At 66.1% G+C, this 14,186-nt stretch carries 15 protein-coding genes and 1 pseudogene; 7 read left to right on the top strand and 9 right to left on the bottom strand.

All coding sequences use genetic code 11. The features are described 5' to 3' along the window. Positions 1 to 68 precede the first annotated feature (68 nt). The 3 genes and pseudogenes from QP181_RS16670 (at position 69) to QP181_RS16660 (ending at position 2,490) form a co-directional block, all read left to right on the top strand. Positions 69 to 1,275: pseudogene (locus QP181_RS16670) on the top strand (LL-diaminopimelate aminotransferase). Positions 1,276 to 1,286: 11 nt separating this feature from the next. Further along, positions 1,287 to 2,063 carry a sulfite exporter TauE/SafE family protein gene (locus QP181_RS16665; RefSeq protein WP_333929228.1) on the top strand — a complete coding sequence of 259 codons (777 nt, stop codon included), beginning with the start codon at positions 1,287 to 1,289 and terminating at the stop codon, positions 2,061 to 2,063. Between the two features lies 1 nt (position 2,064). Further along, the gene (locus QP181_RS16660) at positions 2,065 to 2,490 is read left to right on the top strand and encodes an acyl-CoA thioesterase (protein ID WP_333929227.1); all 426 of its coding nucleotides are present in this window, start codon (positions 2,065 to 2,067) and stop codon (positions 2,488 to 2,490) included. 112 nt (positions 2,491 to 2,602) lie between these two features. Here QP181_RS16660 and QP181_RS16655 read toward each other — a convergent pair whose 3' ends face one another. Beyond that, positions 2,603 to 3,076 (bottom strand): winged helix-turn-helix transcriptional regulator, encoded by a 474-nt coding sequence (locus QP181_RS16655; RefSeq protein WP_333923875.1) that lies wholly within the window; start codon positions 3,074 to 3,076, stop codon positions 2,603 to 2,605. 166 nt (positions 3,077 to 3,242) lie between these two features. Here QP181_RS16655 and QP181_RS16650 point away from each other — a divergent pair, with 166 nt between their 5' ends. Both QP181_RS16650 and QP181_RS16645 read left to right on the top strand, forming a co-directional pair. Then, the gene (locus QP181_RS16650; RefSeq protein ID WP_333929226.1) at positions 3,243 to 5,348 is read left to right on the top strand and encodes a RelA/SpoT family protein; all 2,106 of its coding nucleotides are present in this window, start codon (positions 3,243 to 3,245) and stop codon (positions 5,346 to 5,348) included. 47 nt (positions 5,349 to 5,395) lie between these two features. Further along, positions 5,396 to 6,418: a glycosyltransferase family 2 protein gene (locus QP181_RS16645; RefSeq protein ID WP_333929225.1), complete on the top strand. Its 1,023-nt coding sequence runs from the start codon at positions 5,396 to 5,398 to the stop codon at positions 6,416 to 6,418. 256 nt (positions 6,419 to 6,674) lie between these two features. On the opposite strand, the gene QP181_RS16640 is transcribed toward QP181_RS16645, so the two are convergent. Then, positions 6,675 to 7,403, bottom strand: coding sequence for a class I SAM-dependent methyltransferase (locus QP181_RS16640; RefSeq protein ID WP_333929224.1), 729 nt, complete (start codon positions 7,401 to 7,403; stop codon positions 6,675 to 6,677). Positions 7,404 to 7,431: 28 nt separating this feature from the next. Continuing rightward, entirely contained in the window at positions 7,432 to 7,857 is a 426-nt protein-coding gene (locus QP181_RS16635; protein WP_333929223.1) for a GtrA family protein, read from the bottom strand. A 124-nt stretch (positions 7,858 to 7,981) separates the two neighbouring features. Here QP181_RS16635 and QP181_RS16630 point away from each other — a divergent pair, with 124 nt between their 5' ends. Then, positions 7,982 to 9,034 carry a hypothetical protein gene (locus QP181_RS16630; protein ID WP_333929222.1) on the top strand — a complete coding sequence of 351 codons (1,053 nt, stop codon included), beginning with the start codon at positions 7,982 to 7,984 and terminating at the stop codon, positions 9,032 to 9,034. 36 nt (positions 9,035 to 9,070) lie between these two features. Beyond that, positions 9,071 to 9,766, top strand: coding sequence for a hypothetical protein (locus QP181_RS16625; protein ID WP_333929221.1), 696 nt, complete (start codon positions 9,071 to 9,073; stop codon positions 9,764 to 9,766). 39 nt (positions 9,767 to 9,805) lie between these two features. Here QP181_RS16625 and QP181_RS16620 read toward each other — a convergent pair whose 3' ends face one another. The 6 genes from QP181_RS16620 to QP181_RS16595 all read right to left on the bottom strand — a co-directional run bounded on the left by QP181_RS16620 (position 9,806) and on the right by QP181_RS16595 (position 14,120). Then, positions 9,806 to 10,426 carry a MarC family protein gene (locus QP181_RS16620; RefSeq protein ID WP_132895907.1) on the bottom strand — a complete coding sequence of 207 codons (621 nt, stop codon included), beginning with the start codon at positions 10,424 to 10,426 and terminating at the stop codon, positions 9,806 to 9,808. Continuing rightward, on the bottom strand, positions 10,423 to 11,298 hold the full coding sequence (gene folD / locus QP181_RS16615; RefSeq protein ID WP_333929220.1) for a bifunctional methylenetetrahydrofolate dehydrogenase/methenyltetrahydrofolate cyclohydrolase FolD: 876 nt from the start codon (positions 11,296 to 11,298) through the stop codon (positions 10,423 to 10,425). Before folD ends, QP181_RS16620 begins: the two co-directional genes overlap by 4 nt. Continuing rightward, the gene (locus tag QP181_RS16610) at positions 11,295 to 11,567 is read right to left on the bottom strand and encodes a DUF167 domain-containing protein (RefSeq protein WP_333929219.1); all 273 of its coding nucleotides are present in this window, start codon (positions 11,565 to 11,567) and stop codon (positions 11,295 to 11,297) included. The genes folD and QP181_RS16610 overlap by 4 nt, the downstream gene beginning before the upstream one ends. Before the next feature lie 35 nt (positions 11,568 to 11,602). After that, on the bottom strand, positions 11,603 to 11,905 hold the full coding sequence (locus tag QP181_RS16605) for a YggT family protein (RefSeq protein ID WP_056053469.1): 303 nt from the start codon (positions 11,903 to 11,905) through the stop codon (positions 11,603 to 11,605). 370 nt (positions 11,906 to 12,275) lie between these two features. After that, entirely contained in the window at positions 12,276 to 13,193 is a 918-nt protein-coding gene (gene argB / locus QP181_RS16600) for an acetylglutamate kinase (protein ID WP_332755748.1), read from the bottom strand. A gap of 279 nt (positions 13,194 to 13,472) precedes the next feature. After that, positions 13,473 to 14,120, bottom strand: a complete 648-nt coding sequence (locus tag QP181_RS16595; RefSeq protein ID WP_132895903.1) for a queuosine precursor transporter — start codon at positions 14,118 to 14,120, stop codon at positions 13,473 to 13,475. Positions 14,121 to 14,186: the final 66 nt, after the last annotated feature.

Below are 14,186 nucleotides of genomic sequence, written 5' to 3'. Positions count from 1 at the left end.
AGCTTTCGTTGGGTGACGCCCCCGCTCACCTGCGGTACAGCACCCGCTCCTCCAGCTTGAGGCCGATCATGTCCGAAGACTTCTACCGCATCAAACGCCTGCCCCCCTACGTCATCGCCGAAGTGAACGCGATGCGGGCGGCGGCGCGCGGGCGGGGAGGACATCATCGATCTCGGCATGGGCAATCCCGACCTGCCGCCGCCCGAGCATGTCATCGAGAAGCTCGTCGAAGTCGCGCGTAAACCCAGCGCGCACGGCTATTCGCAGTCGAAGGGCATCCCAGGCCTGCGAAAAGCCCAGGCGAATTACTACGGCCGCCGCTTCGGCGTCGATGTCGATCCCGAGACCGAGGTCGTCGTGACGATGGGCTCCAAGGAAGGCCTCGCGAGTCTGGCCACCGCGATCACCGCGCCCGGCGACGTCGTGCTCGCGCCCAACCCGTCCTACCCGATCCACACCTTCGGTTTCATCATCGCCGGCGCGACGATCCGCGCGGTGCCGACCACGCCCGACGAGGCGTATTTCGAGAGCCTCGAGCGCGCGATGGCGTTCACCGTCCCGGCGCCGTCGGTGCTGGTGATGGGCTATCCGTCGAACCCGACCGCCGAAGTCGTCGACCTCGCCTTCTACGAGCGCGTCGTCGAATTCGCGAAGAAGCACAAGCTGTGGGTGATCTCGGATCTCGCCTATTCGGAGCTGTATTTCGACGGCAAGCCGACCCCCTCGATCCTCCAGGTGCCGGGCGCGAAGGACGTCGCGATCGAGTTCACCTCGCTCAGCAAGACCTATTCGATGGCCGGTTGGCGGATGGGCTTCGGGGTCGGCAACAAGACGCTGATCGCGGCGATGACGCGGGTGAAGTCGTACCTCGATTACGGCGCGTTCACGCCGATCCAGGCCGCCGCCTGCGCCGCGCTCAACGGCCCGCAGGACATCGTCGAGCGCAACCGCCAGCTCTATCACAAGCGCCGCGACGTGCTAGTCGAGAGCTTCGGCCGCGCCGGCTGGGACATCCCGAGCCCTCGCGCTTCGATGTTCGCCTGGGCCCCGCTCCCGCCCGCGCTCGCGCACTTAGGTAGCCTTGAGTTCACCAAACAATTGCTGACTCACGCGCACGTCGCGGTGGCCCCAGGGGTTGGCTACGGCGAAAACGGCGAGGGCTATGTGAGAATCGCGATGGTCGAGAACGAACAGCGGCTCCGCCAGGCGGCGCGCAACGTGAAGAAATATCTCCAGTCGATGGGCGTCAACACGCCCGCGCGTGGCGCCGGCTGACCTTCGCCAGCGTGGATATCAACCTGTTGTATTCGGTGGCCGGCGTGCTCGTCGGCCTCATCGTCGGGCTGACGGGTGTCGGCGGCGGGTCGCTGATGACGCCATTGCTGGTGCTCGTCTTCGGCTTCCACCCCGCCACCGCGGTCGGCACCGACCTGCTCTACGCGTCGGCGACCAAGACGGTCGGGACGACGGTGCATGGCTGGCGCGGCACGGTCGACTGGCAAGTCGTGCGCCGGCTCGCGACCGGCAGCGTCCCCGCCGCGATCGCGACGTTGCTCGTGCTCAACCATCTCGGCGAGAAATCGTCCGACACGGGCCACGCGATCACCGTCGTGCTCGGCGTGACGCTCATCCTGTCGGCGGTCGCGACGTTCTTTCGCGGCAAGATCGTCGCGTGGCTGACCCCGCGCATCGGCACGGTCGGCGGTGAGCGCCAGGCGATGCTGACCGTCCTGCTCGGCGCAGTTCTCGGCGTGCTCGTCTCGCTGACCTCGGTCGGCGCTGGCGCATTGGGCATGACCGCACTGCTGATCCTGTACCCGACGCTGCCGATCAACCGGTTGGTTGGCTCCGACATCGCCCACGCCGTACCGCTGACGCTGCTGGGCGGGATCGGCCACTGGATCCTGGGCTCGGTCGACGTCGACCTGCTTGTGTCGCTGCTGATCGGCTCGATCCCCGGCATCATCGTCGGGAGCCTGATCGCCACGCGCGTCTCCGACCGCGTGCTGGTGCCGGTCCTGGCGACGGTGCTGGCCCTGGTCGGCGTAAAGCTGATCTTCTGAGATGCGGCCGGGGTTCGCCTTCTCGACGCGTTTCCGCGTGCGCTACGCCGAGATCGACGGCCAGCGCATCGTCTTCAACTCGCGCTATCTCGAATATGCCGACGTCGCGGTCACGGAATTCTGGGAGTGGACCGGGATCGCCGAAGCGCTGCCGGAGATCTGGCCGACCACCGAGTTCAACGTCCGCCGGACGGAGATCGATTACCTCAAGCCGTTCCGCTTGGGGGATACGGTCGAGGCGTTCGTCCAGATCAAGAAGCTCGGGACGACGAGCCTGACTAAGCGGTTCGAGCTGGCGCATGCGGAGACGGGCGAGCTGCATACCGTGATCACGATGGTCAGCGTGCACGTTGATCTGGAGACGGGGCGGCCGGTGCCCCTGCCCGACGCGATCCGCACGGTGCTGGAAGCGTTACCGACCCAATAACCCAAAGAGAGCATGTTCCCCCGCGCAGGCGGGTGTCCAGACTGGGCTCCCGCCTTCGCGGGAGAACAAGGAAGTATGGGCTGACGTCCGATCCCATTCGCAACGGGGCGCCTTACTCCGCCGCCTCAGCCTCGACGCCCGCGACCTCCCCAGGCAGCGCCCAGATCAGATCGCCCTTCCCCAGTACCCGCCCGTCATGCGCCCGCACCGCGACCGGCTGCAACGGCCGCCGATCGCGTTCGTCGACCAGGATCGGAAACGCCGGCACGCACGTCTCCCATCGCTCGCCCCATTGCCGCAGCGCAATCATCGTCGGCAGCAGCGCGAACCCCTTGTCGGTCAGACCGTAGGCGATCTTGCGCCGATCCTCCGGGATAGGCTGTCGCTCCAGGATGCCGTGCTCGACCAGCCGCGCCAGCCGGTTAGCGAGGATATTCCGCGCGATGCCGAGCTCGGACTGGAACTCCTCGAAGTGATGAAGGCCATTGAACGCCGCGCGCAGGATCAGGAACGACCAGCGCTCGCCCATCGCTTCCAGCGCGGCGGGCAGGCTGCATTCCAGCAATGGTTCGCGCAATTTGCCCATCACGTCATCCTCATCCGCCGCGAACGTACCGCATAAGCCGCAGAAGCGAAACGCCCCGCTTATCCTACGTTATGCGCTGCCCACGAATGGCTGACGCAACCACTAGATCACAGTGATGCGACGCTTTTTGTTGCCAAAAGTCCCTGCCCGGCCCCATCTATGGCGGGTGCTGCGCCAATATGAACTGGTCGATCGCGTCCTCGACTACGATCCCGACGCCGACGAGGCGATGCTGAACCGCGCCTATGTCTTTTCGATGCAGGCGCACGGGTCGCAGAAACGCGCGAGCGGCGATCCGTATTTCAGCCATCCGATCGAGGTGGCGGGCATCCTCACCGACCTGCACCTCGATGCCGAGACGATCGCCACCGCGATCCTCCACGACACGATCGAGGACACCGTCGCCACGCCCGAGGAGATCGAGCGGCTGTTCGGTGCCTCGGTCGCGCGCCTCGTCGACGGCGTCACCAAGCTCAGCAAGATCGAAGCGCAGACCGAGAACGAACGCGCTGCTGAGAATCTACGCAAATTCCTGCTCGCGATGTCCGACGACATCCGCGTGTTGCTGGTCAAGCTTGCCGACCGCCTCCACAATATGCGGACGCTGCATCACATCTCGAAACCCGAGAAGCGCCGTCGGATCGCCAAGGAGACGATGGACATCTACGCGCCGCTCGCCGAGCGGATCGGCATGTACGAGTTCATGCGCGAGATGCAGTCGCTCGCCTTCGAACAGCTCGAGCCCGAAGCGTCCGAATCGATCAACCGCCGCCTCGAACAGCTGAAAAAGGGCGACGGCGACCGCATCGCCAAGATCGCCTCCGGCCTGAAGCTGGTGCTGTCGCGCGCCGGGGTCGAGGCGGAAATCTCGGGGCGCGAGAAGCATCCCTATTCGATCTTCCGAAAGATGTCCGAACGCCACATCAGCTTCGAACAACTCTCCGATGTCATGGCCTTCCGCGCGATCGTCCCGACCGAGGAGGATTGCTACCGCGTGCTCGGGATCATCCACCAGCGCTGGCCGATGGTGCCGGGCCGGTTCAAGGATTACATCTCGACGCCCAAGCGCAACGGCTATCGCTCGCTGCACACGTCGGTGATCCACGCCGACAGCGCGCGGATCGAGATCCAGATCCGCACGGCTGATATGCATGCGCAGGCCGAGTTCGGCCTCGCCGCACACTGGGCCTATAAGCAGCAAATCAACGGCAGCGACCGGCAGGTCAGCTGGATCCGCGATCTCGTCGAGATCCTCGATACCGCCGAGAGCCCGGAAGAGCTGCTCGAACACACGCGGATGGCGATGTACACCGATCGCATCTTCGCGTTCACGCCGAAGGGCGAGCTGATTCAGCTGCCCAAGGGCGCGACCTCGATCGACTTCGCGTACGCGGTGCACACCGATCTCGGCGACCAGGCGGTCGGCGCGAAGGTCAACGGGCGCGTCGTGCCGCTGTCGACGGTGATCGAGAATGGCGATCAGGTGCAGATCCTGCGCTCGAAGGGCCAGTCCCCGCAACCGCAATGGCTGAATGTCGCGACCACCGGCAAGGCGCTGGCCGCGATCCGCCGGCACCTGCGTCAGAAGGAGCGCATCGAGCAGATCGCGCTCGGCCAGACCCTGTACGAGGATATCGTCACCCGCCTGCCCGCGCAGATCGGCACCGATGCGCTGAGCCACGCGCTGAAGCGGCTGAAGCTGCCCGACGAATCGTCGTTGATGGTCGCGATCGCGCGGCGGACTCTGTCGGATGCGGCGGTGATGGAGGCGTTGATGCCGGGCTCGGCGGGCGCCGACGTTACGCACGCGCTGGCACCGCAATCGAGCGCGATCTCGATCAAGGGGCTCACCCCCGGCGTGGCCTATGACCTAGCTACGTGCTGCCATCCGGTACCGGGCGATCGGATCGTCGGATTGCGTCGGCCCGATGCCGGGATCGAGGTCCACGCGATCGACTGCAAGGTTCTCGCCGAACTCGCCGAGCGATCGGAAAACGAAACCGACTGGGTCGACGTTGCATGGGGCAACGAGACCGAGGGCGCGGTCGCACGCATCTCGGTGATGGTGAAGAACGAGCCGGGCTCGCTCGGCATCGTGTCGACGATCATCGGCGGGCACAAGGCGAACATCATCAACCTGCGGCTCGATACGCGCGACAAGAGCTTCCACACCAACGAGATCGACGTCGAGGTGCACGACGTGCAGCAGTTGATGCGGCTGATGGCGGGCCTCCGCGCGGCGGATGCGGTGCATACCGTGGAGCGGGTGTAGAAACATCCGACGATGACGGCGGGCGCGACGGGCGCTAGACGGGGGCGATGAACCGTCCGTCCCTTTCGATTGTCGTCCCCTGCTATAACGAGGCTGCGTGCCTCGACATCCTGCACGCGCGTATTTCCGGTGCGGCGAAGGTCGCGGTTGGCGACGATTACGAGATCGTCCTGATCAACGACGGCTCGCGCGACGACAGCTGGCCGGTGATGCAGCGCCTCGCCGCCGCCGATCCGCGGCTGGTCGCGATCAACCTCTCGCGCAACCACGGCCACCAGCTCGCCCTGACCGCCGGACTCGACCTGTGCGCAGGCGAGCAGATCCTGATCATCGATGCGGATCTTCAGGACCCGCCCGAACTGCTATCCGACATGCGCGCGGCGATGGCAGCGAGCCAGGCCGACGTCGTCTACGCGGTACGCCGCCAGCGCGCGGGCGAAACGGTCTTCAAGAAAGCCACCGCCGCCGCCTTCTATCGCCTGCTGACACGAATGACCGAGACGCCGATCCCGCTCGACACCGGCGATTTCCGCTTGATGAGCCGGCGCGCGCTCGACGCATTCCTGTCGCTCCCCGAACAGGCCCGCTTCATCCGCGGCATGGTCGCGTGGATCGGCTTCCGCCAGGTCCCCTTTCCCTACGACCGCGCCGAGCGGCTTGCGGGCGAGACGAACTACCCGCTGGCAAAGATGATCCGCCTCGCGTTCGACGCCGTCACCGGCTTCTCGACCGCGCCGCTACGTTTCGCCAGCCATGCCGGGCTCGCACTGACCGGCGTATCGCTTCTCCTGTTCGTCTACATCGCGATCGGCTGGCTCTCGGGCAGCGCGGTGCAGGGCTGGACCTCGACGATGCTCGTGACGGTGTTCCTCGGCGCGGTGCAGATGTTCGTGCTCGGGATGATCGGCGAGTATCTTGGGCGGCTGTACGTCGAGTCGAAGCGGCGACCGCTGTATATCGTGGCCGATGTGGCGGGCCCGATCCAGGGGAAGGCGACCTTGGGGTTTCGTGCGGAACCGGTGGAATTGGTGCGGTTCCCTGACACGTCCCTACCAATCCGCGCAGACTGACGCCTCCCCAATTTTCACACCACCCCGGCGGAGGCCGGGGCCCAATTGGAAAGGTCGCGGTAACGAAGCGCAGGCTTCAGTTAGTGACGTTCCCCAATTGGGCCCCGGCCTTCGCCGGGGTGGTCGTTGGAGGTGCGCCCCAGGTCCTAGCCTCCGTTTGTGCTGAGCGAAGTCGAAGCACCTGCGTGCGGGACCTGTCCTTCGACTTCTCTCAGGACGAACGGGTTAGAAAACGGGGGAAGATAACGAGGCAGGCTTACCGCGGCACCGCCAGCGTCACGATCGAAACCCCGGGCGTCATCGGCACGCGCCCGACGAGATGCCGCTCCAGCCGAAAGATCTTCTCGAACAGCGCATTCACCAGCTTCGGCGGCGGCGAATCATCGCTGTCGTCACGCCCGGTCACCCGCCCGGCGATCCGCGCCGCCGCCGCCAGCGGGAACAGCAGCGAGTTGAAATACCCCAGCTTCTCCGACTTCAATCCCGCAGTCTCGATCGCCGCCTGCAACGTCGCCTTTGAATAGCGCCGGTGGTGATGGTTCACCACGTCGTGCGCGCTCCACAGCCACGCATGCGCCGGCACTGCGATCAAAATCTTGCCGCCCGGTGCCAGGCAATCCGCCATCGCCTTCAACGCCGCAACGTCGTCCTCGATATGCTCGACCACGTCGAGCACCGCGATCAGGTCGTAGTGCGCGCGGGGCACGCCCGGCAGCTCTGGCAACGGTGCCGCGCCGACCGGCTTGCCGAGCCGCTCGCTGGCGATCTCGCGCGCGGCCGGGTCGATCTCGATCGCGTCGATGCTGCCGAACGCGGCGAGCATCGGCAGGTTGTGGCCGGTGCCGCAGCCGATCTCGAGGATCTTCGCATCCTTCGGCAACGCGCCGTAGCGGGTCAGGTAATCGGCGAGGATGTCGCGGCGCGCGCGGTACCACCAGTGGGTGGAGTCGTGGGCGGCCATCCGGTCGTAGACGATACGGTCCATCAGTAAGTCGTCCAGTTCGTTGGCAGCATCAGTTGAAAACCCAAAGTCGGTTGAGCACGAAACTCACGATCGCCGCGAGCAGCACGGCGGGGACGAGCGGGATCCACGGGTGCAGGTGGAACACCGCAGTGCCGACCCACGTGATCAGCGCGTTGAGCGCCAGACCTGCGCCCTGGACGATCACGAACTTCACATGCCGCCCGGCGCCCGGCTCCTTCGCGTGTCCCTTGAAGCTCCAGCGGCTGTGCAGGAAGAATCCGACCACGACGGCGACCACGAAGGCGAACGGCACCGCCGCCACCGCCTGGCGTGGTGGAAAGACATACGCGGTCAGCGGCAGGTACACGAGCGAATACACCACGCTGGAAATCCCGCCGGCGATTCCGAAGCGCACGAGCTGGCCGAGCACGCCGCTCGTCCGCATCTGCTCCATCTGTCGCCAAATCGCCTGCATGCCCGCCTTGTTCTTTACCCTCCGGCGATCGCGCCGGTGCCTTGTTCTTTACGGACACCGCGATAGAGCGACGCTTGAGATACGCCCGCGCATCTAGAGTGCGTGCGGGCTGGAGGAAAGCGTTTTGGATCATGCACCACTTCAGCGGCGGACGTTGCCGGACGAACTCGATCGGCATTGGATCGCGTTGACGTTGCTTGCCTGGGTGGCGGTGGCGGCGTGGTCGATGTTCGATCGCTGGGGCCAGATCCGCTGGCTGTCGCTCGGCGATACCGACGACAACATGCGGCTGATGCAGGTCCGCGCGCTGCTCGACGGCCAGGGCTGGTACGATCTGCGCAACTACCGGATGAACCCGCCGGTCGGGTTCGACATCCACTGGAGCCGCATCGTCGACCTGCCGATCGCCGGGCTGATCCTGTTCTTCCGCCTGTTCACCAGCAACAGCTGGGCGGAGCGGCTGGCGTGCGGGATCGCGCCGTTGCTGCCGCTGTCGATCGCGATGCTGGGCATCGGCGCAACCGTGCGGCGGCTGATCAGCCCGTATGCGTGGCCCCTCGCGGTCGTGATCATGGTCGGCGCGACGGGCACGATGCTGATGTTCATGCCCGAGCGGATCGATCATCACGGCTGGCAACTCGCCATGCTCAGCCTGACGGTGGCGGGGCTGTGCGATACGAACGGCCGTCGCGGTGGCGCGATGGTCGGGCTCGCCAGCGCGGTGTCGTTGTCGATCGGGCTCGAGCTGCTGCCCTATGCGGCGATGGCGGGGGCGATCATCGCGCTTCGCTGGGTATGGGATCGCGCCGAAGCCGAGCGGTTGTCGATCTATGCGCTGACGCTTGGCGGCGGCAGCACGCTGGGGTTCGCGCTGTTCGCGTCGAACGCCAACCAGGCGATGCGTTGCGATGCGCTGACGCCGGTGTGGCTGAGCGTGATGATTGCGGCGGGAATGCTGCTGTTTTTGCTGGCGCGGTTCGGGCCGGCTTCGCGGGGGCTCGGCTGGCTCTGGCGGTGGTGGCGGGTGCGGCGATCGTTGCCGGCTTTGCGTTGGTGTTTCCGCAGTGTCTGGGGCGGCCCGAGGGGATCTCACCCGAGCTGCAGCGCAACTGGCTGGACAATGTCCGCGAGGCCAAGCCGATCTACAAGCATAGTTTCCGGGTCGGGTTCGCGCTGACGACGCTGCCGATCATCGGGCTGATCGGGGCTATCCTTGCAGCCTGGCGCGCGTCGCGACGACCGGGCGGTCGGCTGGGCAGCGGTCGCGCTGTTCACCGCGTTCGCGTGTGCGATGCTGTTGTGGCAGGTCCGCGCGGGTCCGGCGGCGCAGTTGCTGGCGATTCCGGGGGCGACGGCGCTGGGGTGGCTGATCCTGCCGCGGCTGCTCGGCAACCGATCGGTGGCGGTGCGCGTGCTGGGAACGGTCAGTGCTTTCCTGATCGTGTCGGGGCTGTTTGCCGGGATGCTGATCCAGTATTTCCCGATCGACCGGCCGAAGCCGTATGAAAAGCGCGTCAATATGGCGACGGGGAACTGCCTGCGGACGACCGTGCTGCTCGCGCTGGACAAGTATCCCCCGCAGACCGTGTTTACCTTCGTCGACATGGGGCCGCGGTTGATCACGATCACGCATCACGATGCGATCGCGGGGCCGTACCACCGCAACGGCGATGCGATCCTCGATGTGCAGCATGCGTTCGGGGGGACGCCGGACCAGGCGCATGCGATCATCAGGCGCCACGGCGCAACGATGCTCCTGCTCTGCCCCAACGCGGCGGAGTCGACCAACTACAAGGCGCGCAGCCCGAAGGGGTTCTATGCCGAGCTGGCGAAGAACGAGGTGCCGGCGTGGCTGACGCCTCTGCCGCTGCCGGCGAAGTCGCCGTTGCGACTGTTCAAGGTGGACTAACCTTCGTCCGTCATCGTGGATTCGCCCCAGGATGACGGACTAGCGCAGCACGACCGACAAGCCGTCGAGCACGAACTGCACCGCCAGCGCGGCCAGCAGCACGCCGAGCAACCGGGTGATCACCGCCTCGATCTTCGCGCCTAGGATCCGCATGATCGGCCCCGCCGCGAGCAGTGCGACCAGCGTCAGCAGCAGGATCGTGACCATCGCCGCCAGCACGACCGCCGAGCGCTCGATCCCGCTGTTGCGGCTCATCAACAGCATCACCGACGCGATCGAGCCCGGCCCGGCGATCATCGGCATCGCCATCGGGAAGATCGAGACGTCCTCGACCTCGGGATCGCTCGCGACCTTGGCGGCGCGGTCCTCACGGCGTTCGGTGCGCTTTTCGAACACCATTTCGAGCGCGATCAGGAACAGCATGATGCCGCCGGCGATGCGGAAGCTGGCGAGGCTGATGCCGAGGCCCTTGAGCAACGCCTCGCCGAACAGCGCGAACACGAACAGGATCAGCGCGGACACGCCGACCGCGCGGATCGCCATCGCCCGCTTCTGGAGGGACGAGGCGCTTGCCGACAGCCCGGCATAGATCGGCGCGCAGCCGGGCGGATCGATGACCACGAAGAACGTGATCAGCGACGAGATGTAGAGTTCGATCACAGGCTCGACTCCTCGATCGCGACGCCTTCGCGGCGGCCGGCGGAGACTAGAGTGTTCCGCAACAGACACGCGATCGTCATCGGCCCGACGCCGCCCGGCACCGGCGTGATCGCGCCCGCGACCTCGACCGCGCTCGCGAAATCGACGTCGCCGACGAGGCCGGCGTCGGCGCGGTTGATGCCGACGTCGATGACAGTCGCGCCGGGCTTGAGCCAGTCGCCCTTGATCATCTGCGGGATGCCGACCGCGGCCACGACGATGTCGGCGCGGCGGATGTGTGCGGGGACGTCCTGCGTGCGGCTATGCACGACGGTGACGGTGCAGCTCTCACGGAGCAGCAATTGCGCCATTGGTTTGCCGACGATGTTGGACCGACCGACGACGACCGCCTCGAGCCCGCTGAGGGTCGGCAGCACGCTCTTTAGCAGCAGGACGCAGCCGAATGGCGTGCAGGGTACGAAGCCGGGCAGGCCGGTTGCGAGACGCCCCGCGTTGATCGGGTGGAAGCCGTCGACGTCCTTGTCGGGGTCGATCGCGGCGATCACCGCCTGCTCGTCGATATGCTTGGGCAAGGGCAACTGGACGAGGATGCCGTCGATCGTCGGATCTACGTTCAGCGTCGCGACCAGCGCGAGCAGGTCTTCGGCGGGGACGTCGGCGGGGAGGCGGTGCTCGATGCTTACCATTCCTGCTTCGCGCGTTGCCTTGCCCTTCGAGCGGACATAGACGTTGGAGGCGGGATCCTCGCCGACCAGCACGACGGCGAGGCCGGGCGCGCGGCCCGCCTTTGCCCGAAAGGCGGTGACGCCGTCTGCGATACGGGCCCGGAGGCCGGCGGCGAAGGCCTTGCCGTCGATGATGGTCGCGCTCATGCCCGCGGCCCATAGAGCGCGGACGCGATTTCCGCCAGCACAGTGGAGTCGCCGGCGATGTGCAGGCGCTTGAGCCGCGCGGTTTCGCCGGAGATGATCGTTACGGCACGCTTGGGTACGCCGAAGGTCTTGGCGACGAGAGCGACCAGCCCGGCGTTCGCGGCGCCATCGACGGGGGCGGCTGCCAGTCGCGCGGCGAAATGCTCGGGCGTTCCGGCGGCGAGTGCGTCGCGACCGCCGCGCGGGGTTACGCGGACGGCGATCGCCAAGCCGTCATCGACCGCTCGCCAGGCCGCCGGCCCGATCAATAGGCTGCGACGAGGTAGTTCTGCGCGATGTTCGGGATGACGATGTTGGTCAGGATGTACAGGATCAGCAGCACGACCAGCGGCGACAGATCGAGCGCACCGAAATCGGGGAGGATGCGGCGGATCGGGCGATAGAGCGGCTCGGTGATCTTCTGCAGCGCGTTCCAGACCGTGCGGACGAAATCGCTGTGCGTGTTGATGACGTTGAACGCGATCAGCCACGACAGCACCGCCTGGATGACGATGACCCACCAGACGAGGTTGAGCAGCAACTGGACGATCTGAAGAAGGGCGATCAAGGCAAGGGTCTCCGCTGGTGTGGTCCGGATATAAGGGGGCGGGGGAGAACGAGAAGCCCTGCTTAGGCGATAGTCCCCTTAGCCCCAGCCCGTCACCCCAGCGAAAGCTGGGGTATCCCGGTTGGCGGGTGCGCGGCTCGAACCGGGAGATTCCAGCTTTCGCTGGGATGACAGGTTTGGGGGCGGGAAGAACGAGAAGGCCTGTGGTTCGCCGCCGCTCACGCCCCCCGACCGATTATCGTTCCCCACCTATCGTCACCCCAGCGGAAGCTGGGGTATCCCCGTTGGCGGGCGGGCGGCTCGAACCGGGAGATTCCAGCTTTCGCTGGGATGACGGCGTGGCGGTAGTGAGGGTGATACCCGTCGCGCGTTACCGGGTGCGCCCGTTGGCGCTGACCAAGGTCCCCGCGCCCTGCTTGGTAAAGATTTCCAGCAGCATCGCATGCGGCACGCGACCATCGATAATCACCGCCGCATCGACGCCCGATTCGACCGCCGCGACGCAGGTGTCGAGCTTGGGGATCATGCCGCCGGTCACGGTGCCGTCGGCGCGCAGTTCGGCGATCCGCGCGGGATCGAGGTCAGTCAGCAGCTCGCCCTCTTTGTCGAGCACGCCGACGATATCGGTCAGCAGGAAGAACCGCGCCGCCCCCATCGCCGCGGCGATCGCGCCGGCCATCGTGTCGGCGTTGATGTTGTAGGTGTGGCCGTCGGCGCCAATGCCGATCGGCGCGATCACCGGGATGATATCGGCGGCGATTAGCGTGTCGAGGATCGTCCGGTCTACCGCGATCGGCTCTCCCACGAAACCGAGGTCGACGTGACGCTCGATTCCCTGGAGCTTGTCGGGTTCGCGGCCGTGGCCGACTTTCTGCGCGAGGACGAGGCCTGCGTCCTTGCCCGAGATACCGACTGCGCGACCGCCGGCCTGGCCGATCCAGCCGACGATCTCCTTGTTGATCGAACCGGCGAGAACCATTTCGGCGATCTGTGCGGTCTCCGCATCGGTTACGCGCAGGCCGTCGACGAAGCGCGATTCGACGCCGAGCCGCTTGAGCATCGCACCGATCTGCGGGCCGCCGCCGTGGACGACGACCGGATTGATGCCGACCGCCTTCAGCAGCACCATGTCCTCGGCGAAATCGCGCTGGAGCTCGGGGTCGCCCATTGCGTGGCCGCCGTATTTCACGACGAACGTCTTGCCGGCATAGCGCTGCAGATACGGCAGCGCCTCGGTGAGCGTTTCCGCCTTGGCGAGCAGGGCGGGATCGGGCGTGTGATCGGTCATGCCCGCGCTTTAGCCAGTCGCAGGCGGTTCGTCATCCGAGGAACGTGCGTGGCGTGGCGTGGCGTGGCGTGGCGTGGCGTGGCGTGGCGTGGCGTAGCGTGACACATCCCACGTCGGCCCCATCCGTCATCCCAGCGAAAGCTGGGATCTCCCGGTTCGAGCCGCTGCATCCGCCCAGGGGAGACCCCAGCTTTCGCTGGGGTGACGGGCTCGAGGGGGGCGATGGGCTTTGGGGGGGACGGGCGTAAAGGATGACAGGCCTAGGATGCGGCCTTCAAATCAGACCCGGTCTAGCCGCCGGCCCAGCCGCACGAAAAATGTGATCATGAACGGCACCAGCACGATCGACAGCACGACCTTGGTCAGCATCTGCCCCTCCATCAGGCCAAGGATCGGCCGCTCACCCAGGAACGAGATGGTGATGAACAAGATCGTGTCGATGATCTGCGAGATGATGCTCGCGATCATGCCGCGCAGCCACACCAGCTTGCCGTCGCCGCTGCCGACCTGGCCCGACAGCTTCGAGAAGATCAGCACGTTGAGCGTCTGCGAGATACCGTAGGAGATCAGCCCGGCGATCATCATTCGCGAGCTCTGGCCGACGACGATCGGGAACGCGTCGACTGCGGGCGGGTACATCCCCGGATCGTGCGGCAGTGCCAGCACCAGGTGGATCAGCGCCGCCGACACCAGCAGCGGGATGAACCCGAGGCGCACTAGGAACGTCGCGGTCTTCTGGCCGTGCAGCTCGGAAATCGCGCTGCTCAACACTACGAGCAGCAGGAACCCGAAGATCCCCGCCTCGACCGCGAGCGGGCCGAGCGCGACCTGCTTCACCCCCAACACCCCGGCGATGCACACCATGCCGCCGTACAGGACCGAAAAAACGAAGAGCGAACGCGGGAACGCGGGAACAGGCTTATCCATCGCCAGGGACGCTAGCGGAATCACGCGCGCCGTCAAATGACCTCCCCATCATAAAGACTGGCGAGC

Source organism: Sphingomonas sp. LR55, assembly GCF_036856015.1.
Taxonomy (GTDB): Bacteria; Pseudomonadota; Alphaproteobacteria; order Sphingomonadales; family Sphingomonadaceae; genus Sphingomonas.
This window is presented reverse-complemented; position numbering and strand designations above follow the sequence as displayed.